We start from the raw sequence: 19,450 nt of genomic DNA, 5'->3' as shown, positions 1-19,450 counted from the left end.
GAACCCATGGCGTGGTGGTGCCTGCGTCACCAGGTCGGCGGGGCCGTGCGGTTCGTACGGCCGGCTCGCCTTCTACAACGTGCAGATCAGCGAGGTGGGCGGCGGCCGTCACTCGCCCTCGGTCGACACGGACCGGTTGCGGCGGAGTGCGTCGCGCAGTCGGACGGACTGGGTGACCAGCCGGGATCGGCCGCCGCGGTCCGCGACCTCGGCGAGGCCGGCGGGGTCCGGCGAGGCCGCCGCGGACTGCTCCACGCAGTCGGCGGCCGTCGCGAGGAGTTCTCCGGCGCCGCGCGGATCCCCAATGCCCGTGCGGGTGCCCGTGCCGGTGCCCGTGAGCAGCGCGGGCAGTGCGGCGGCCAGTACGGCCCAGGTGGTGGCGTGGGCGCCGGTCGCGGCGGCGGTGCGCAGCGAGTCGGCGAGCCGGTTGGGCTTGACGGTGCCCATCCTCAGGAGTTCGGCCAGGTCCTCGCCGAGGCGCGCGGCGTCCAGCTCGCCCCGGCCGGCGAGGGTGAGGAGCGCGTCGACGGCCCGCAGCCGGTCCTCGGGGTGGCGGGCGCCGAGCGCGGTGGCGACGGCGAGGTGCTGGGCCGGGCCGACGGGCCCGCCGGCGGCGGTGATCGAGGGCAGTACGGCGGTCCCGTCGCGCCCTTCGTGGACGGCGCAGGAGATGACGGCCGGGAGCCACCAGGCGGCCAGGGTCTCCCGGTCCTCGGGCAGGACCGCGATCAGCAGGGCGTCCTCGCCTCCGTCCCAGCAGCGCTCGGAGGCCTTGCGCGCCCCGGCCGACTCGTGGAACGGGGCAGGGAACTCGGCGAGCACGGTGGGGCGTTCGCCGGTGTCCAGGACGAGGCGGGCGGGGGTCGACCCGTACGCGTACCGCACGGCGGACGCGGTGCGGCGGGTGACGGGCGCGGGTTGTCCGGCGGCGCCGAGCCAGGATGCCAGCCGGTGTCCTTCGGGTGTGCCGAGGGCGGTGGCCCCGGGAATGGCCTCGGCGTCGCGGCGGACCCTCAGCAGGGCCTGGGCGAAGTCCACGGGGGCGGGCTCCGCGCCGAGCCGGCGGTACTCGGCGAGCCGCGCGACCAGCGCGTGGGGGTCCAGGGAGCCCGTCTCGACGGTGGGTGTGGCGAGGAGGAACGGCAGCGGTCGGGTCGTGACGAGTCGCGCGGCCTCGTCCAGGCGGGCGCCGACGACGGCGTGGAGCCCGGTGTGGTGGCAGTCGGAGCGCCACGTCACGAAGGCCGCGGGCGGTGTGCCGGTCGGCAGCTTGTCCAGGACGGCGGCGGCGAGGTGTTCCAGGCCGGGCAGTTCACTGGTGTAGTGGCGGGACTGTTCGGGATCGAGCCACCAGCGGCCCGCCAGCGCGGGGCGCAGTGCCTCGGCGAGGGCCGCACGGTCGCGGTGGGCGTGCCGTACCAGCCCGTCCAGGGCGCGCTCGAACTCCTCGACGGTCGCGGTGCGGGAGTTGACGACCGCCGCGACGAGCTCCGCGGCCTCCTGGACGGTCTCCGGCGCCGGCGCGAGCGGGGACGCGACGGGGGGCGGCGGCAGGGTCTCCCGGTAGGGGCCGGTGTCCTCGGCGGGCGCGGCGGCCGGTCCGAGGAGGTCCACCGCCCGGGCGCGGTGGGTCGGGCTCAGCAGGTGGGCCCGGTCGGCGAGTTCGGCACGCAGGTCGGGGTCGTCGGTGAGGTGCGCCGCGGCGAGGTTGAGGGCCCGTTCCTGGATGTCGGTGTCCGGGTGCCCGAAGGCCTCGCCGAGCGCGGGCAGCAGTTCCGGTGCGGCGGCCGGGTCGCGGCCGAGTTGCTGCCGGATCAGTACGAGTTGGGCGCGCACCAGCTTCTTCTCGGGGCGGAAGAGTGCGGCGGTCGACATCTCGGCGAGCAGGGGGGAGGTGAGCCGGCCGGCGGCCGCGAGCCGGGCCAGCGTCCGCTGGGCGTCCCCGGCGACGGAGGACGGTGCGTCGGCGGTCATCGCGATCCAGTCCGCGGCGCGCTCCGCCTCTTCCTCCTCGGTGGGGCGCAGGGCCCGCAGGACGGCCTGGTAGGGCTTGAGTTCGGCGGGCTTGCCGCCGCGCAGCAACCGGGCGACGCAGCCGTTCAGGAGGACGGCGCGCTCCAGGCGCCCCTCGGTGGCGAGGCAGACCAGCGCGGCGGGCCAGTGGTGGGGGTCGTCCGGGTCGCAGCGCCAGGCGAACGAGCCGACCGGTTCGGCGGTCTCGAAGAGGCGCGGTGTGAACGCGGTGAGGTGGGGGTCCTCGCGCAGGGCCCGTGTGAGGCGGTTCCCGGACGCTCCGACGGCCTGCGCCCAGCCCTCGACGCAGCCGTCGGTGGTGGGCATCGGGCAGCCGGCCAGTCGGACGAGTTCGCTGATCAGCGGGTAGTCCTGGGCGGCGGTGCCGGCCCGGGCGGCGAGCCGGTGGGCGAGGTCGCCGAGCCATCGCGGTTCCCGGCCGGCGAGGACGTCGAGGAGGACGGTGGTGGGGTTCTGTCGCCAACGGCGCATGTCGCGGGCGCCGATCCAGCCGGCGGCGGCCGCGGCGCCGGTGTGGCAGCCGGCTCCGGCGACGACCAGCGCCGGGCTCATCAGGTCCCGTTCCTGCCAGCGGTCCCAGCCCGAGGCGCGCAGTTCGGCGCGCAGTTCCTTCAGGTCGGCGAGCAGGGCGCGGCGCTGCCCGGCGTCGAGCGGCTTGAGGAGTCCGGGCACGGCGCCGACACGGCCCGTCCGTACGGCTTCGAGGACGTCGGCGGTGGCGGTCATCGTGCGGCTCCGGAGGAGATGGAGGGGGAGGTCGGGGTGGTGGAGGTGGCGGCGCGCAGGGCCATGCGGGTGGCGAGGGCGTGCTTGCAGGGGCCGCGGCGGCCCCGGTAGTCGGCCCACCACTGGCAGGTGCAGCTGAGGGCGCCGCCCGACTCGCGTACCTGGTAGCGGCGTTCGCCGGAGGCCACGACGGCGATGCCGGCGCGCTCCAGGGTGACCGCGCCCTCCTCCAGCAGGGCGCGGGCGGCGACCAGGCGGGGGTTGTGGCGCTCGGCGCGCCGGGCGTCGTAGGGGAGTTCACGGTGGAAGTAGGCCGCTTCGGCGATGTCGTAGCCCACCCGACCGGCCGTACCGAGGCGGGTGAGGGCCGCCCGGACCCGTGCCACCGGAAGGCCCGACTGCTCGGCGAGGTCGGCGGGATCGATGCGCGGCTCCCACGCCAGCAGGACGGAGATCAGCTCGGCGTCCTCGGCCGCCGCGTCGGTGGCGAGGGCCTCCAGGACACCGCCCTCGCCGGAGAACCCGCGGGCGGCCTGCGGGGAGAGGGTGAGGGTGAGCCGCATGCCGGGCAGGCCCACTTCCCACGCGGACGCGGTGGGGTTGGCGCCGTCCGCTGCGGGTCCGTACACGCGCAGGGCGGTGGCGTACCGCAGTACGCGCTGGAAGGCGGCGAGGCGTTCGGGGCCGGGCAGGCAGACCGCGCCGGGAACCGGTCGGGTGGTGGGGCGCAGCGTACGGCCGGCGGGGACCACCCACAGGGCGGCGCTCGCGGCTCCGCCGCCGGCAGCGGTGCGCGGGAGGGAGCGCAGGAAGCGTGCCGTCTCGGCGGCGGTCAGTTCGGCGCGGAGGTCGAAGCCGGTGGTGACGGCCTGGGCCTCGGCGAAGCCGCGCAGCCAGCGATCCGGCAGGGGGACCTTCTTCTCGACGACGGGGCCGTCGAGGGTGGTCACCGCCAGTTCGTCGGGGCCGACCCGCAGGTGCAGCGGATCGTCCCCGGCGAGGCGGGACAGCGCCTCCCGCAGCGGGTTGTTGACGTCCACGTTGGTGGTGCCGTGGCCGGTGTCGGCGCCGCGCAGACCGTCGGGCAGCACGTCCAGCCGGGCGTACACGCCGCAGCACCCGGAGAAGGACTCGAACCGCAACCGGTCGCCGTTGCCCGTGACCACCGGGTCGAGGGACGCGCGCAGGGTGCGCTGGTAGTAGCGGGCCGAGGCCACGTCCGCGACGGCGAGCAACGCCCGCGCCGCCGCCTGGGGGGCGCTCAGGAACCCGGAGAAGAACTGGGGATGGGCGTCGGCGCCGGTCGGCGTCAGACCGCCCGCCGTCTCCAGGTTGAGGGCCTGCCCCGCTGTGGCGGACGTCAGGGAGGAGGGGCGGGCGTAGGCGAAGGTGTGTGCGGTTCGCGTCATGTCCGAGACGCTAGGTGAGACCACTGACAGCGCCGCCCGAACGGGAACCCGGGGGTCCCGGCCCGGCCGCCCGGCCGGCCTGCCGCCCGGCCGCCCGCCCGCTCGACCGCCCTCAGGCGTACGGATGGGTACAGAGCGGTGTGGCGGTGATTTCCGCACGGGCCGCCGGTCGTTGTGGGAGGAAACGAAGGAGAGGTGCCATGACCACTCAGGAACCCGCAGGCCGCCCCGCGCCCACGACCGAGCTCGACGGGCGCTACAGCTCCGCGCTCAATCCCCGCCCCGGCGCCGAGAACGTCACCGCCACCGAATGGGCTGATGCTCAGAGGCAGTTGGAGACGGCGGAGATCTTCTGGGTCTCCACGGTGCGACCCGATGGGCGGCTGCACGTCACGCCCGTGATCGCCGCCTGGCACGACGGGGTGCTGTACTTCTCGACCGGCCCGGACGAGCAGAAGGCGAAGAACCTCGCCCGGGACGGGCACTGCGCGCTGACCACCGGGGGGAACTCGCTCACGCGGGGACTCGACCTCGTGGTCGAGGGCACGGCGAGGCCCGTCGCCGATCCGGCGGCATTGGAGGAGGTCATCGCGGCGTACGAGGCGAAGTACGGGGCGCACATCACCTCGCCCGAGGGCACCTTCCACGGCATCGGGGACGCCTTCCGGGCCGGGAACGCCGTGGTGTTCGGGGTGACCCCGGACACCGCGTACGGCTTCGGTCGGGACGACGGGCTGTACACGCACACGCGGTGGACGTTCTGAGCCCGGCCGCGCGCGGGGCCGCCGGGGGTCATGGTCGCGTCTCCTTCACCGTGAGTCTGCCGTCGGGCGTGAGGGTGAAAGCGGTACGGAAGAAGACGCTGGTGTCGTGGTCCGTCCCGCCGAACGCGTCGAGGTGTACGTCTTCGGTCTTGCCGTAGTGAACGCGGGCCTGGGCGGCGGGCACCCAGGAGTTGGTCCGCACGTGCGTCGACCAGGCGCCCGTCGTTTCGCTCTTCCAGGGGCCCCAACTGCGTTCGGGGTAGAGTCCCGGCGTCCTGCCCTGGTGAAAGAGCACGCCGGTGAGGGCGAGCACCAACACGGCCACAAGGACCAGAATCCACGCGATAGCGCGGTGACGGTTCAGCGGCACGGGCCTCACTCCTGACGGTCGGTGGATCGGTGGATCGGTGGCCCCAGCATCCGTCATCGCGATCGTCCTCCGGGGCCCTGTTACCGCATCGTCGGGTAACAGGGCTCCACCGCGGCCCCGGGCCGAATTGCCGGGCACTCGGGGCGCGGTTCGTGTCAGGATGCGAGGCATGTCCGATCGCGCACTGAGCTTCGGAGCAAGGGCGGAAGCGTACGAACGGTTCCGGCCGGGGTATCCCGACCGGCTCTTCGACATGGTCGCGGCGTACGCGGGTCATCCACTCCGGACCGCGCTCGAAATCGGTGCCGGGACGGGCAAGGCGACTCGTCTCTTCGCCCGACGGGGGATCGTGGTCACCGCGACCGAGCCCGACGGGGCCATGCTCGCCGAGCTGCGCAAGCACGTTCCGGCGCACGTCACGGCGGTGCGGGCCGCTTTCGAGGACGTACGGCCGGGCGAGAGGTACGGGCTGGTCTACGCGGCGGCGGCGCTGCACTGGACGAGCCCGGAGGGCCGGTGGGCGCGCGTGGCCGGGCTGCTGGAGCCGGGCGGCGTGTTCGCCTCGTTCGGCGGACCGTTCCGGCCGGCCGATCCGGCGGTGGAGGAAGCCGTTCGCGCGGCGCGGGCGCCGTTCCTGGAGAGCGACGAGGTCCCCTCACCGGACGGGACTCCGCCGGAACACACCATGCAGTGGCCGGGTACGGAACTCCAACGGTCCGAGTGGTTCACCGATGTCCGACAGTCCCTGATCGAGAGGCACTTGACGCTGAGTGCGCGCGACTACGTCGGCCATCTCTCGACGATCTCGGCCTATCTCGTCCTGCCGGCCGCCGCGCGGAGGCAGGTGTTCGAGCAGATCGCGCGGGCCCTGCCGGAGCGGATCGAGCTCACCGCCGACCTCACCGTCCACCTCGCCCGTCGCCGCGCCGAGGGGTAGCACGTCGGGGTCCGGACACCCAGTGTCGGGGTTCTCCCTCCGGCCGTGCGTCGGGTCGGGCAGCGGGCCCGCGCGGTTGCCGTCGCCGGCGTCCGCGCGGGCGGCCGCTGTCCTCGTGGTCGCCCTCGCTATCGGCGCTTGCGGAGTTCCCGTGCCGCCTGCAGGGTGCCGAAGCACAGCCCCGCCGCCGCGAGGAAGCCTGTACCGCCGGAGCGGAGAACCTCCGGAAGGCCGGCGCCCGCGAGGCTTTCCACGAGGCCCGCGGACACGGCGACCACGAGGGAGAAGAGGGACATGATCAGCAGCCAGAGCGCCCAGACGGGCGGCCCGGACGTGGGTGCGGGCGCAGGCGCGAAGGTGGGCGCGTGCGTGAGTACGGTCGGGTCGGTGGGGAGTTCGGAGCCGGTCACTGCGGTGTTCCCTTTCGATCGGTCGGGTGGTTCGGCACTTCGCTGGTCCGGAGGTTCGGTGGTTCCCTGGTTCCGTCGCATCGGCGGTCCGGACGAGTGGTCAGACAGGTAGAGGTGCGCCTGAGTTCGGCGCCTGCTGCATCGCCTCTTCCACCAGCAGATTCCGGGCTCGGGTGACGGCCTCCGCCAGTTCGCGGTGCGCGAGCGCCTGGTCCTCCAGGACACTCGACAGCTCGACGATCCGCCGCTGCTGTGGGAGCGAAGGCAGCCGTACCTTCATGCGCCCCAGTACCGCGGTACTGATCGACGGCGTGGCGGTGGCGGCCGCCCGGTCATTGACCCAGGCGATCACTTCGGGCCGCCTCATCCAGATGGCCAGGTACTCGGGATCCAACTCGACCTCCTTCCTCTTGCGGATCCGGATCACGTTCGTGCTGATCAGCCAGCCCGCCTGGCCGGTCTCCACAAGAGCGGGTGGAACCGTCTTCCCTGCCCGTACGCACACGATGTCCTCGGCCTTGAGCCGGTAGTCACCGAGCCGTTTGGCGAGTTCGTCGTGGACGCGCTCGTCTCCGGTGTCAGTGACGCGCCCTTCCCGGAGGTGCCGGGGGAAGACCACCGGCACCGTGCCGTCGGCACTGCGATCCTTGTTGCTCATCCGCGTGAACGAGGGCCCTGCCTTGATCTCGCAGATGTCGGCGAGCACCACGTCGGGCGGGCAGGTCTCGGTCCCCTCCAGCGGAGTCGGCTCCTCGATCAGGGCTCTCGCACGTGCGTCCGCTTCGGCGGCGCGCTCGCGCAGCCGCTCCACATCGGATCGGGCGTCTTCCACCACGTACTCGACGGGACTCTGCCTCTTGCCCGGGCGCCGCTGCGCTGCGGGAATGTGGTCGAGGGGGTTGAGCGAGCAGGTGGCTGCGAGCAGTTGCTCACGGCGGACCGACACGTTCGGGACGAAGCGCGGCGGTTCGGGATCGAAGAGCGACCGGAACGGATCGGTGTGGTGTGCCCTGTAGGTGGCGAGGATGGAGAGACGGTCCTCGTCGTCCAGAACGGACCTCGGCCCCTTCCTGGTACCGAGGTGACCCGCGTCGAGGAAGTGCACTCGCTCGCACGGATGGCTCGGATGCCGCAGCAGCCACACCGACACGGGCACGGCAGTGCCGCTGAACAGTTTGGCGGGCATGCTGATGACGCATTCCACGACCCCCGCCTCGACCAGGGCCCGGCGAATCGCGGCCTCCGCCGCGCTGCCGGAGTTACCTGCCTTGTTGGGCATCACAATCGCCGCCCGCCCTCCTGCGCGGAGGACGTCGAGCCCGTGTTGTACGTAGGCGAAGTTGGCGTTGTCCAGGGGAGGCGGGCCGTAGGCCCAGGTTCCCGTGCGGCAGGTGTCGCCGGTCGAGTCCTTCATGTTGAAGGGCGGGTTACCGAGGACGAGATCGGCCCGCCCGCCGAGGTCCAAGCCGCCGGCCCATGGTTCCCTGTCACTCACACGCAAGCCGCCGGGCTTCACGCCGCGCAGCGCGAGGTTGATGCACGCCAAGCGTGCGACGGCTGTGGAGGTCGTCTGCCCGAAGACCGTGAGCCGCTTGGCGGCGGCATCAAGCAGTGAGTGCCCTTGCGCGTCCGCCAGGGCCTCGGCGAGGAACTCGCCGCCTCGGACGTACGGGTCGTAGACGGCGAGCGGTTCCCGGCCGAGGGAAGAACGAGCCAGGTCCAGCATCAGCCGCACCACCCCCGGCGGAGTGAAGAACTCACGGCTGCGAAGCCGGGCGTGCGTCTCGTAGGCCTCGGTGATCAGTTGGAAGGCGTGGCCGTCGAGACGGGCGACCAGGTCCATGACGTGGGCGAGGGCTTCCGCGTTCCTGGGCACCAGGTCGGACAGCGCCTCCGTGAAGCGCGGCAGCAGTCCCAGGCTCCGCACCTCCTCGTCCACCGCGCGGCCGGTCTGCTCCAGGACGTCGCTGCCGGCCCGTCCGGCCGTCGCACCGAACTGGATCTCGGCCCAGCGGGCACCTGATCGGTTCCGAAGGAAGTAGAGCGCGGCGAGGAGGTACGTGTAGTTCTCCATCGAGCCGGGGCCGCACACCTGCTGAGCCAACGGCCCCAGAAGCTCGCGCATCACCGGACGGTTGCCGTCCTCACCGCCGCGTCGGGCAGAACGGCCGTGCCGCGCGGCGGGAACCACCGGCGGGGCGGGCGGCAGTGGCGTCTCTTCGCCTCCCCGAGCGACGACGGCGCGTGCTCGACGGCCGTAGGTGGCCTCGTCCCCTTCCTCCGGGCGTCGCAGGTGCGGCGGGACGGGGCGGCTGTCGAGCCAGCGCAGGATGTCCGACTGGAGGAAGTACGCCCGACCGCCCGCCCTCCCGGGACGCGGAAAGTCCGGGAAGCGGTGCGCCCAGGTGGTCACGGTGGGTCGCGTGACGTCGGCGAGTTGCGCGATCCGTGCCCGCGTGATCTGCGGGTCGTCGGTGGGGAACGGTGGGCTGTCGCTTGTCATGTCGCTCCTCTTGAACCACGCCCGGTGGGCGTTCCGTTGGTGTGGAACTTACGCGGCTGAGGAGCATGGTGTCCTCTGCGCACCGACAGTACGCAAGTTGTCGTTCCTGCGTACTGCCATCGCGCTGAGGTAAGCGAGTTGTCCCGCAAGGAAAGTTTACCGGCCTTTTCCACTGAATGACGGACCATCTTCCCGCCATGACAGCCTTCTTGGCGACAAGGGGGTTAACAGATGACCGATCACAGGACGGTCGGCTCGTCTACGACGGGACGGACGTTCGACGTCGCCGGAGGCCCCACCAACCCGCCGCCGCGACCCATGGCCGCGGGTCGGGGGGCGGTCACATTACGTCGGGGTGACCGATGCCGGGCGGGGGGTGGCCGACCTACCGTCAGTGACGTCACCCCAGTGCGTCACCCCATCGTTCGAAAGCAGATCCGCGTGCGTCCCCTCACCTACTGCGTCGGCGCCAGTCTCGACGGCTTCATCGCGGGCCCGGACGGGCAGTTCGACTTCTTCCCCTTCGAGGGGGACCTCGCCGCCGCGCTGCTGGCCGAGTACCCCGAGACCATCCCGGTGCAGGGTCGCGGGCCGTTGGGCATCGAGGGGGCCGCCAACCAGAGGTTCGACACCGTTCTGATGGGCCGGGGCACCTACGAGCCCGGTCTCGCGGTTGGCGTCACCAGTCCCTACCCGCACCTCACCCCGTACGTCTTCTCCCGCACCCTGTCCCGGCTCGACCCGCCGTGGAGATCGTGTCCACGGATCCGGTGGCGTTCGTCCGCGACCTCAAGCGGCGGGACGGGGCGGGCATCTGGCTGTGCGGCGGCGCGGATCTGGCCGGGCAACTGCTGGAGGAGATCGACGAACTGATCATCAAGCGCTACCCGGTCGTCATCGGATCCGGGATCCCGCTGTTCCGCGCGCCCTTCCTCCCGGCGAGCTTCACGCTGACCGACTCCCGCGTCTTCAACACGGGCGCGACCCTCACCACCTACTCGACCTCCTCGACACCTCAGAAGTGAGTACACACATGTTGTTCCGTTCCACGACCGAGACCGACCTCGACCGCGTCACCGCCGTGACCGTCGACGAACCCGTCGGCTGGATCCCCGCCGACCGCTACCTCGAAGAGCTGAAGGAGGGCATGTACAGGCCGGAGTGGACCTGGATCGCCGAGGACGGCGACCGGATGGTGGCCCGCGCCCTGTGGTGGGGTCATGCGACCGGCGAGCACCCGCTGGCCCTGGACTGCCTGTACGTCGACCCCTCGGTCCCCGACCGCGCGGCGGTCGCGGCCGGGCTGATCACGGCGGGGCTGCGGGCCTTCGCCGAACAGGGCGCGACCACGCCCCCGCTGTACAACCTGACGCTGCCGACCGGGTGGCGCCAGGACCCGGCCGTCGTCGCCGCCCTGGAATGGCGGCGCGAGGCCGCCCGGGCGGCCGGGCTCACCGATCAGGTGGAACGGCTGCGCCTGGAGTGGACCCCCGAGGCCGGGCTCCCGGTCTCCAGCGGGCGTCTCACGTTCACCGAGGGCTCGGACGAGGAGTTCCTCGACGTGTTCCGGCGGATCGCGGTGGGCAGCCTGGACGGCGAGACGCGCCGGAACCTGGCGTCCATGGGAGCCGAGGCCACCGCCCGCGAGGAGGTGGACTTCTACCTCGGGTGTCCGGGCGAGCGTTCGTGGTGGCGTCTGGCGCGCACCCCCGACGGGCAGGTCGCCGGGCTGGCGCTCCCCTCGGCGACGCCGTACAACCGCAACGTCGGCTATCTGGGCGTCGTCCCCGAGCTGCGCGGACAGGGGTACGTCGATGACGTGCTCGCCGAGATCACCCGGGTACAGGTGGAGGCGGGCGCCGAGCTGATCACGGCCACCACGGACACCGACAACGCGCCGATGGCCGCCGCGTTCGCCCGGGCCGGCTACCGGACCACCCAGACCCGGATGATCTACTCGGTTCCGGAGGCCTCGCAGCCGGCGTCGGTGGGTTCGCCGGAGGCTGCGGTGGGTTCGCCGGCCATGTCGGAGCGTTCCGGGGCGGCGTCGGCCGCGGCCTCATGAGTCGTGTACCGGGGCGAGCAGCGCGGCCAGTTCGGTGCGGGAGCCGACGCCGAGTTTGGGGAACGCGCGGTAGAGGTGGTGCCCGACCGTGCGGGGGCTCAGGAACAGTTGCGCGGCGATCTCCCGGTTGCTCGCGCCGGCCGCCGCCAGCCGGACGACCTCGCGTTCCTGCGGGCTCAGCAGGCTGATCGGGCCGTCCTCGCGGGTGGTCAGCCCGGTCTCCCCGCCCGCGGCTCCCAGCTCCGCCCGGGCCCGGCCGGCCCAGGGGCGGGCGCCGAGCCGTTCGAAGGCCTCCAGCGCGGCGCGCAGTTGGTCGCGGGCGTCGATCTGGCGTCGCAGCCGGCGCAGCCATTCCCCGTAGAGCAGCGCGGTGCGGGCCCGGTCGTAGTCGCTGCCGTTCTCGTGGAGGGCCAGCGCCGCGGTGAAGTGTTCCTCGGCCGTGCGGTCGGGGCCGGTCAGCGCCTGGCAGCGGCGGGCCAGCGCGGACAGGGCCGGCTGGCCCAGGGCGGTGGCCCATTCCCCGAGCAACCGGGCCGGTTCCTTCGCCCGCTCCGGTCGCCCGGCACGTCCGGCCGCCTCGACGAGGTCCGCCAGCAGGGGCAGGCAGAGCAGCGGACCGGCGGCCTTGTGCGGCGCCGAATCGAGTCGCTGCGGGGTGGAGTTCAGGGGTTCCGGTGCGGACTTCAGCGACCGTGCGGGCTCCAGTGATTGCGGCGCGCAGTTCTGTGGTTCCGGTGCGGAGTTCAGGGGGTGCAGCGCCGATTCCAGGGATTCCAGCGCCGCCTCCGCCCGTCCCAGGCCGAGTTCGAGCACGCCCAGCGCCCACAGGGCGTCCGCCGTGCCCCGCCCCACCCCGCGCGGTCGCGTGTACGCCAACGCCTCGGCGGCCAGGGCGCGGCCCTGTTCCTCGTCGCCCCGTACGGCCGCCGTCATCGCCAGCGCGGCCCGCAGGTGGGCGGCCCGGTGGGCCAGGTCGTGGTACTCGGCGAGCCGCAGCCCCTCCGCGGCGTGCGCGGACGCCTCCTCGTGGCGGCCGAGCGCCAGTTCCGTCTGCGCCAGCAGGTGGAGCGTGGTGGGCAGCCATCCGCCGATGCCCTGCTCCCGGCAGTGGGCGACGGCTCCGGCGGCGGCCTCCCGCGCGGCCGCGTGGTCGCCGGTCAGCTGACAGTGGATCCCGGTCATCAGCCGGTCCATGACGCCGGTGTCCGGGTCCCGGCAGTCCTGGGCGAGCGCGCGCAGCGCGTCGAGCGCGCCGGGTACGTCACCGCCGAACAGCCGGGCGGGCACGGCCAGTACCGGCAGGTCCGGTGCGCGGGACGCGATCTCCTCGATCAGCGTCGCGTCGCCCGCGGAGAAGGCGGCGTGCACCGCGTCGGTCAGCAGCGAGGCGACGGTGTCCGGGCGGTCGGTACCGGTCAGGTCCGCGCTGTCGAGCAGGATCCGGGCGGCCGTCTCCGGGCTGCGGAAGCCGAGTTCGACGACCGCCCGGGCGCGCGCGAAGTCCGCCGCCACGCCGGGGTCGTCCAGCGGCAGCGGTACCTCGTCGGCGAGCGCGCCGCACCGCTCGTCCTGTCCGGCGTCGGCAGCCCGCTGGGCCGCCCGGACCAGGCGGCGCGCACGGGGACCGGGATCCGCGGTGAGCTGGGCGGCCCGCTCGTAGGCCGCGGACGCGGACGCCATCGCCTGTCGGCTCCCGGCCCACTCTGCGACCCGTTCCAGTTCCTCGGCGACCCGCTCGTCGGGGCCCGTGGACGCGGCGGCCAGATGCCAGGCACGCCGGTGCGCCTGGCCGGCGTCGCCCAGCGCCCGCGCCAACGCCCGGTGGGCCGCGATGCGCCGGGCGAGCGGGGCGCCCTGGTAGGCGGCGTACCGCACCAGCGGATGGCGGAAGCGCACCACCGTCCCGGACACGCGCACGAACCCGGCGCGCTCGGCGGGTTCGAGGTCCTCGACCGCCGCGCCGAGCGGTTGAGCGGCCCGCAGTACCACGGTGAGATCCCCGGAGTCGTCGGCGGCGGCCACCAGCAGGACCGCCTGCGCGGCTTCGGGAAGCCTTCGGATCTGCTCCAGGAAGCCGTCCTGGATCCGGCTCGGCAGTCCGGCGCCCTCCTCGGGGAGCGCCAACGGGCCCAGCCGTCCGGCGCGCTGGGCCGGGGTGAGCGCGGCCGACAGCTCGATGAGGGCGAGCGGGTTGCCGCGGGCCTCCTCGATGATCCGGTCCGCCACGTACGGCGGCAGTCCCGGCAACAACTCGGCGGCGTCCGCGCGTTCGAGACCTTCGACGTGCAGCCGGGGCAGTCCCTTCACGGCGGCGCCGGGCGCCCCGTCGCGGACCGCGAACAGCATCACGACGCCCTCCGCCCGCAGTCGGCGTGCGGCGAACGTCAGCATGTCCACCGACGGCTGGTCGAGCCACTGCGCGTCGTCGACCAGGCACAGCAGCGGGCCGCCGGACGCGGCCTCCGACAGCATCGTGAGTACCGCGAGGCTGACGGTGAAGGGGTCGCGGACCCCGTCGGCGGTCAGCCCGAAGACGGCTCGCAGGGCTGCGGCCTGCGGTTGCGGCAGGCCGTCGACGAGGTCCAGTACGGGCAGGAACAACTGGTGGAGGCCGCCGAAGGCCAGTTCCATCTCCGACTCGATGCCCTCCACGCGCAGGACGCGCGTCCCGTCCGCCCGGTCGGCGGCGTGGTCGAGCAGCGCGGTCTTGCCGATCCCGGCGTCGCCGTGCAGCAGCAGGGCGCCGCTCTTGCCCTGACGCGCGTCGACGAGCAACTGCTCGATCCGTTCCCGTTCCGCGTTCCGCCCCCGCACGATGTGGCCCCTGTTTCCCGTTCTTCCCGCGGTCCCGTGGTCTCTCCGCCCGGGGTGTGGGAGTCATTGTCGCTGGTCAGACGTTCCGCCTGCCGTTCCGGGTCGGATGCCGGCGGTACGCGTGGTTCCCTTGCCGAAGGCGGCGGGCACACGGCGGGACGTCGAGGCACACGGGGCGGATGCCACCGGCCACCGGCCGGCGGGGTGTTGCTCAGGGCTTGGTGGACGTGAGGACGCCGATCTTGTCGATGCGGTGTTCCGGGTTGTTCTGCGCGTCCCGCCAGTGATTGCCCGCCGCTTCGTCCTCGGGCGTGAGGCACGTGGTCACGGTGATCATCGCCCGGCTGGGCACGGCGCCCGGGGAGCCGGGGACCGCGGCCCGTTGGGCGTCCATGGAACCCGGCGACCGGAACGAGGTCGTCCGTGTCGCGGTGATGGTGTACTCGTACGTCACGCCGCCGGCGGTGACGTGGACCGCCGCGCCGTTCGGCAGTGCCGGCAACGCCCGCAGGGGCCCACCCGCGACGATGCGGTGGCCCGTGACGATGTAGTTCCCCACGTCGCCGGGACCGACCCCGCCGCCGGGCCCGTGGGGGCTAGCCGCCGCGCCCTGGTCCTGGATCCGGGTGCCGGGCGCGTCGTCGGGAGTCCCCTGGTACGGGACGACCGTGAGCCCGGACACGCCGATGGCGGGGATGGACAGGACGGCCGTCTGGATGGCGGTGACGGCGCGGCCGGGTGGTGCCGCCGGTCCGGAGGTGGAAGCGGGCGCGGCCGGCGCCGTCATCAGCACGGCGAGGGTGGCGCCGGCGAGGACCGCCGGCGCGGCGCGCAAGGCTGGGCACTTGGGCATGGCTACATCCGTGGTTCAGCGGGCCGCACGGGGCAATACCGGCCCGGGTGGCCCTTCCAGCGTTGCACAGGGGAGTCCGCGCGGCAGCCCGTGGGATGGGGGGCAGCCGGTCGCCGAAGGCCGCGGCCCCTCGTGGCGGACCGTGCGCGCAAGAGTGCACGGGCGCACGGGCGCGCGGGCGCGCGGAGCGGAGCTGGCCGAGGAGGGCCTCGGTGATGAGGGGCAGCCCGGCCCGCTGCGGGAACTGTCGGTCGATCAGGTGCCTGACCAGCGCAGTGTCGATGGACGGGCGGGCATCCGGCGGTGTCCCGATCATTGGGGCGGCTCCGACGATCGGCCGGCTCCGTGCGGCGGGCTCCGTGCGGCGGGCTCCGTGCGGCGGGCGGCGGGCGGCGGGCGGCGGGCGGCGGGCGGCGGGCGGCGGGCGGCGGGCGGCCGAGACCAGGACACTGCGCCGCGGCCGCCCCTGTCCACCCGTTGATCGGCGTCCGCGGCCGGGCGGCTCCGTGTCAGCCGTTGGTGTCGAGTACCTCCCGCAGGGTCCGGGCGAACTCCTCCGGCGCTCCGTGTTGCCCGTACTCGCCGCCCAGGAAACCGCCGTGATCGCTGGGGAACAGCGCGAGCGGGGTCCGCAGGCCGGCGGCGGTCGCCGCCGCCGCGCGGGCGGGGAACTGCTCCCCCGATTCCTTGCCCGCCGCCACCACGATGCGCGTGGGGGCGGCGCGCAGCGCGGTGAAGTCGGGGCGGTGGGCGGTGCAACCGCGCATGTTCTGACCCAGCAGGGGGTCTTCGCGGGAGCCGTCGTCCTCGGTCGGCAGCCCGAAGTCGGCCGGGGAGGGCGCCGGTCGGTCGGTCCAGTCGTCGGGGAGGGGGCCCTGGTGGGAGACCAGTACGAAGAACTTCGCCATCGCCGGGCCCGTTCCCTCGCGCAGGTACGTCCGGTGGATGTCCGCGCAGGCGGCGAGCGCCGCTTCCCGGTCCGGGAGCACCCGGGCCAGCGGGGGCTCGTGCGCGATGAGGGTGTGTACGAGGTCGCCGTGTCGTTCGACCAGGGTCAGCGCGTTGACCGCGCCGCCGCTGCTCGCGAAGACGTCCACCGCTCCGACGCCGAGGGCCTCGATGACCCGGCGCAGGTCGTCGGCGTGCTCCTCGGGGCTCGACTCCGCGGCCCCGTCGGTGCGCGCGCTGCGACCCACGCCCCGAGGGTCGTAGGTGACCACGGTGCGGTCGGTGAAGTGCGAGGCCAGGGTCCGGAATCCGTCGGCGCCCATCGGGGATCCCACCAGCAGCAGCGCACGCGGCTCCCCGCCCGTGCTCTCGCCCGCCTCGCCGCCCTTCCCCGTCCCGGTGTCGTTCCCGGTGCCGTTCCCGGTGTTGTTCCCGGTGGTGGGCCGTCGCACGTCGAAGCCGAGGGTGGCGCCGGTCGCGTCGAGGGTCCTGGTCTCAAGGTCGGTCATGTCGTCCGTCTCCTGCCGTGCGGGGGTCGTCAGGAAGAAGACCGCCGGCGCCGCGGAAACTCATCGGTCTCCCGCGAAGTCCCTGAGGAAGTCGGGGATGTCGTCGCGGGTCGGGTGGTTGGGCAGGGGTGCCGGTTCGTCCTGGAGGAAGGCGTCGATGACGGCGGCGGCCCGTTGGTCGTTGTCGTCGAGACCGTTCCACATGTGGTGGCCGACGCCGGGCATGTACTGGGTGCGTCGGATGCCCGGGGTGTCGGCCAGGATCGCGGTCGCCCACTCCCGGAGTTGGGAGGAGCACGCGGCGATCATCAGCATCGCGGGGGTGCGGGAGCGCCTCAGTTGCGGGGCGATGGAGGGTGAGTCCTTGATCGTCTGCTGGACGCGGAGGCTTGCGGCCGGGCTGAAGGAGAAGGTGCGCGCGGTGTCCTCCTCGGGGATGCGGTGCGCGTCGCGGGCGCAGTACGCGGAGGCGGTGTCGCTGCCGAGGTCGGCGGCGGTGAACGCGTTGACGCCCTCGGCCTGGCCCACCAGGGCGCTGTCGGGGCCGAGGAGCCCGAGCCGCATCAGTCCGAACGCGGTCGCGTAGCGCGGGAGGCGCGTCGAGCGTGGTCCGGTCACGGGCGGTGCGGTGTCGCGCGCGGACGGCAGGCCCCGGTGCCCCGTGAGGCGCGCGGTGGGGCCGTCCATCGGGCCGGGCTCCGCGATGACGGCGCGGTGGACGCGCGGGGCGACGTTCGGGTCGGCCAGGGCGCGGGTGAGTACGACGGCGCCCGAAGAGAATCCCAGGACGTCGACGCCGCCCTTGCCGAGCCGGCCGAGGAAGGCGTCGAGGTCGCGGACCGACCTGGAGATGGAGTACTGGTCCATGGGGAGCAGATCGCTCCGTCCGCCGCCGGCCTGCTCGTAGGCGTGGACGTCGTAGCCCTGGCGGGCCAGTAGTCGCAGGAACCGGTGGTCGAGCGTGGAGATGCCGCGCACGGGTCCGCCGTGGAGGTACACGAGCGGCACGGGTCGTCGGATGGCGGAGTTCGCGGGCGGGTAGTGGTAGACCGCGACCCGGCTGCCCGTGCTCAGCGTCCAGTGCTGCACGGCCACGAACGGCAGCGCCGCCGGTACGCGTCGCGCCGTCGCCACGGTCGGAACGCACACGGACGCCGTCAGCACCGCCGCGACGACCACGGGCAGGAACGGTACGCACCGGGCCCGCCAGGCGCGGCGACGCCCGCGCCGCAGGGCGGCGGCGACCGCGACGGCCAGGGTGGCCGACCACGCGACGAGCCCCGAGGCCGCCCCGTCGGTGAGGACGATCAGCGCCAGGAAGACGACCACCAGGGCCACGACGGCGGCGGCTGCCGCGAGCACGCGACGGGCGCAGGCGACGAGGAGGGCGGGGCGTAACGCGGCGGGGCGGGGGGCGAGCTGCGGGGCAGCGTGCGATGTGGACTGTGGGGTGGGCTGTGGCATGGGTGTCCCCCGGGAGGTTCGTGATGGCTCCGGACAGTTTCAGAACGACGTTTCAAAACAACGTTACCAGCGCCGGTAGGCTGTCCCCGTGGGTAGGCCGAGAACGAACGACGCCGCGGTCAAAGAGCGGCTTGTGGCATGCGCGACCGAGATGTTCGCCACCCGTCCGCGGGAGTCGGTCACGGTCCGCGCCCTGGCCGCCGCCGCCGGAACGTCGACGGCGGCGGTGTACACGCTGTTCGACGGCAAGGACGCGCTGATCGGCGAGGTGCGCGACCGGGCGGTCGCCGGCCTGTTCCGGGACCTGTCGGCGGTACCGACCTCCGACGACGTCCTCGCCGACCTCTACGCGCTGGCCGCCGCGTACCGGCGCTGGGGCGCCGAACACCGCCATCTGTACACGGTCCTGTTGGGCGGAGCACAGTCCTTCGACCCGTCGGGGGCGGTGGGCACCCGCGACCCGGTACGGCCGCTGGTCGCGGCGATCGACCGCGCGGTGGCGGACTCCGTCCTCGACGGCGAGGCGACCCTGATCGCCGTCTCGCTGTGGGTGACCCTGCACGGGCTCGTCACGCTCGAGCTCGCCGGAGCCCTCGACGCCGCCACGGCCGAGAGCGCCTTCGCGTCCACGGTGCGGGCGGCGCTGCGCGGCTGGGCGACCCCCGAGGCGTTCGGCGGGCTCCGGCGCGGCGACCCCGCATGATGAGGCGGCAGGACCACCCGACCCGGTTTCGGAACCCACTGACGACGATGCGAGAGGCGAGGAAGAGTCGATGACGTTCACAGAAGGCCTGCGGGTGAAGCTGGCCGCGGACACCAGGCTGACCGATGCGATCGAGGTGTCGGGGCTCGTCGTCGGGTTCCTGTCCCTGGCGGCGGATACCGAGGGGACCGTCGAACGGGTGGTCGAGGACCGGCAGGAGACCGAGGGTGTCCGCGAGTACGAGCGGCTCAAGTCGCTGCTCGACTCCTTCGGCGGCCAGATGCCCGCGGAGAGCCGGAAGCAGCTCGAAGAGAAGGTCGGCTCCCTGGAGCCCGAGTGGGTCGCCTTCCAGCAACAGGGCCCCCGGGTGACGGTGCGCGTCCGCTTCGACAACGGATTCATCCTCGACGACGCGGACGCGGCCGTCTTCACCCCTGCCTGAGCCGCGGCGACGCCCGACTCCCTCGCCGATCCCGCCCCCGAACGCACCGTGAGCGACCTGTGAACGCCCCTGTCCACGCCCCCGTGAGCATCCCTGTGAGCAACCGATGACCCGCGACCTCTACAACGTCCGGTACGCCTCCGCCCCCACCTCCGCGGAACCCGGCCCGACGTCGACACCGCTGACCGACGACGAGGAACACCGCGCGCGGACGACCCTGTTCCACGAGCTCGGCGACACGATCGCCGCCCAGGGCTGGGTCCGTTTCCCCGCCCACTCGCCCGAGGAGCGCCGCCGTCTCGTGGACGTCGCACGGCGCCTCGGCGCCCACTGGGGCCTGGAGGTGTTCATCGAGGCCGAGGACCAGTGCGCGATGCGGCTGTACGTCGCCGGGTACGAGGCGGTCACCGGGCGGGAGCAGGGTGCCGGGTACGGGACGGCCGAGGGGCACGGGGCGGCGGCCGGACACGGGACCGCGCCACAGGGCTGACCCCGATCG

15 protein-coding genes and 1 pseudogene are annotated in these 19,450 nt (G+C 73.5%); 7 read left to right on the top strand and 9 right to left on the bottom strand.

All coding sequences use genetic code 11. The features are described from left to right. Positions 1–108: 108 nt before the first annotated feature. A complete protein-coding gene (locus tag OG906_RS37015) occupies positions 109–2,760 on the bottom strand; it encodes a DUF7824 domain-containing protein (RefSeq protein ID WP_329448698.1) in 2,652 nt (883 codons plus the stop codon). Further along, a complete protein-coding gene (locus OG906_RS37010; RefSeq protein ID WP_329448697.1) occupies positions 2,757–4,169 on the bottom strand; it encodes an SWIM zinc finger family protein in 1,413 nt (470 codons plus the stop codon). Before OG906_RS37010 ends, OG906_RS37015 begins: the two co-directional genes overlap by 4 nt. Positions 4,170–4,369: 200 nt before the next feature. Between OG906_RS37010 and OG906_RS37005 the strand changes: the two genes are divergently transcribed. Further along, entirely contained in the window at positions 4,370–4,933 is a 564-nt protein-coding gene (locus OG906_RS37005; RefSeq protein WP_329448696.1) for a pyridoxamine 5'-phosphate oxidase family protein, read from the top strand. Positions 4,934–4,961: 28 nt separating this feature from the next. On the opposite strand, the gene OG906_RS37000 is transcribed toward OG906_RS37005, so the two are convergent. Then, entirely contained in the window at positions 4,962–5,303 is a 342-nt protein-coding gene (locus tag OG906_RS37000) for a hypothetical protein (RefSeq protein WP_329448695.1), read from the bottom strand. A gap of 169 nt (positions 5,304–5,472) precedes the next feature. On the opposite strand from OG906_RS37000, the gene OG906_RS36995 reads away from it, so the two are divergent. Continuing rightward, entirely contained in the window at positions 5,473–6,240 is a 768-nt protein-coding gene (locus OG906_RS36995; protein WP_329448694.1) for a class I SAM-dependent methyltransferase, read from the top strand. Between the two features lie 128 nt (positions 6,241–6,368). Here the strand turns inward: OG906_RS36995 and OG906_RS36990 are convergent, their stop codons facing one another. Together OG906_RS36990 and OG906_RS36985 are read right to left on the bottom strand one after the other, a co-directional pair. Beyond that, positions 6,369–6,650 (bottom strand): hypothetical protein, encoded by a 282-nt coding sequence (locus tag OG906_RS36990; RefSeq protein WP_329448693.1) that lies wholly within the window; start codon positions 6,648–6,650, stop codon positions 6,369–6,371. 100 nt (positions 6,651–6,750) lie between these two features. Beyond that, entirely contained in the window at positions 6,751–9,153 is a 2,403-nt protein-coding gene (locus OG906_RS36985) for an N-6 DNA methylase (RefSeq protein WP_329448692.1), read from the bottom strand. Between the two features lie 441 nt (positions 9,154–9,594). On the opposite strand from OG906_RS36985, the pseudogene OG906_RS36980 reads away from it, so the two are divergent. Both OG906_RS36980 and OG906_RS36975 read left to right on the top strand, forming a co-directional pair. Then, a pseudogene (locus OG906_RS36980) lies at positions 9,595–10,178 on the top strand (dihydrofolate reductase family protein). Positions 10,179–10,186: 8 nt separating this feature from the next. Continuing rightward, positions 10,187–11,218, top strand: a complete 1,032-nt coding sequence (locus OG906_RS36975; protein WP_329448691.1) for a GNAT family N-acetyltransferase — start codon at positions 10,187–10,189, stop codon at positions 11,216–11,218. On the opposite strand, the gene OG906_RS36970 is transcribed toward OG906_RS36975, so the two are convergent. The 4 genes from OG906_RS36970 to OG906_RS36955 all read right to left on the bottom strand — a co-directional run bounded on the left by OG906_RS36970 (position 11,213) and on the right by OG906_RS36955 (position 17,806). After that, on the bottom strand, positions 11,213–14,032 hold the full coding sequence (locus OG906_RS36970; RefSeq protein WP_329448690.1) for a helix-turn-helix transcriptional regulator: 2,820 nt from the start codon (positions 14,030–14,032) through the stop codon (positions 11,213–11,215). The genes OG906_RS36975 and OG906_RS36970 overlap by 6 nt on opposite strands. A gap of 211 nt (positions 14,033–14,243) precedes the next feature. Then, positions 14,244–14,885, bottom strand: coding sequence for a sortase domain-containing protein (locus OG906_RS36965; protein WP_329448689.1), 642 nt, complete (start codon positions 14,883–14,885; stop codon positions 14,244–14,246). Positions 14,886–15,394: 509 nt separating this feature from the next. Beyond that, a complete protein-coding gene (locus OG906_RS36960; RefSeq protein ID WP_329448688.1) occupies positions 15,395–16,342 on the bottom strand; it encodes an alpha/beta fold hydrolase in 948 nt (315 codons plus the stop codon). 60 nt (positions 16,343–16,402) lie between these two features. Next, positions 16,403–17,806, bottom strand: coding sequence for an alpha/beta hydrolase (locus OG906_RS36955; RefSeq protein ID WP_329448687.1), 1,404 nt, complete (start codon positions 17,804–17,806; stop codon positions 16,403–16,405). Positions 17,807–17,894: 88 nt separating this feature from the next. Here OG906_RS36955 and OG906_RS36950 point away from each other — a divergent pair, with 88 nt between their 5' ends. The 3 genes from OG906_RS36950 (at position 17,895) to OG906_RS36940 (ending at position 19,441) form a co-directional block, all read left to right on the top strand. Further along, on the top strand, positions 17,895–18,509 hold the full coding sequence (locus OG906_RS36950; RefSeq protein WP_329448686.1) for a TetR/AcrR family transcriptional regulator: 615 nt from the start codon (positions 17,895–17,897) through the stop codon (positions 18,507–18,509). Positions 18,510–18,579: 70 nt separating this feature from the next. Further along, positions 18,580–18,951, top strand: a complete 372-nt coding sequence (locus OG906_RS36945; RefSeq protein WP_329448685.1) for a hypothetical protein — start codon at positions 18,580–18,582, stop codon at positions 18,949–18,951. Positions 18,952–19,057: 106 nt separating this feature from the next. Continuing rightward, a complete protein-coding gene (locus tag OG906_RS36940; protein ID WP_329448684.1) occupies positions 19,058–19,441 on the top strand; it encodes a hypothetical protein in 384 nt (127 codons plus the stop codon). The last annotated feature ends 9 nt before the right edge of the window (positions 19,442–19,450 follow it).

Source organism: Streptomyces sp. NBC_01426, assembly GCF_036231985.1.
Lineage (GTDB): Bacteria > Actinomycetota > Actinomycetes > Streptomycetales > Streptomycetaceae > Streptomyces.
The sequence above is the reverse complement of the archived record's forward strand: the minus strand, read 5'-3'. Positions and strand labels throughout refer to the sequence as shown.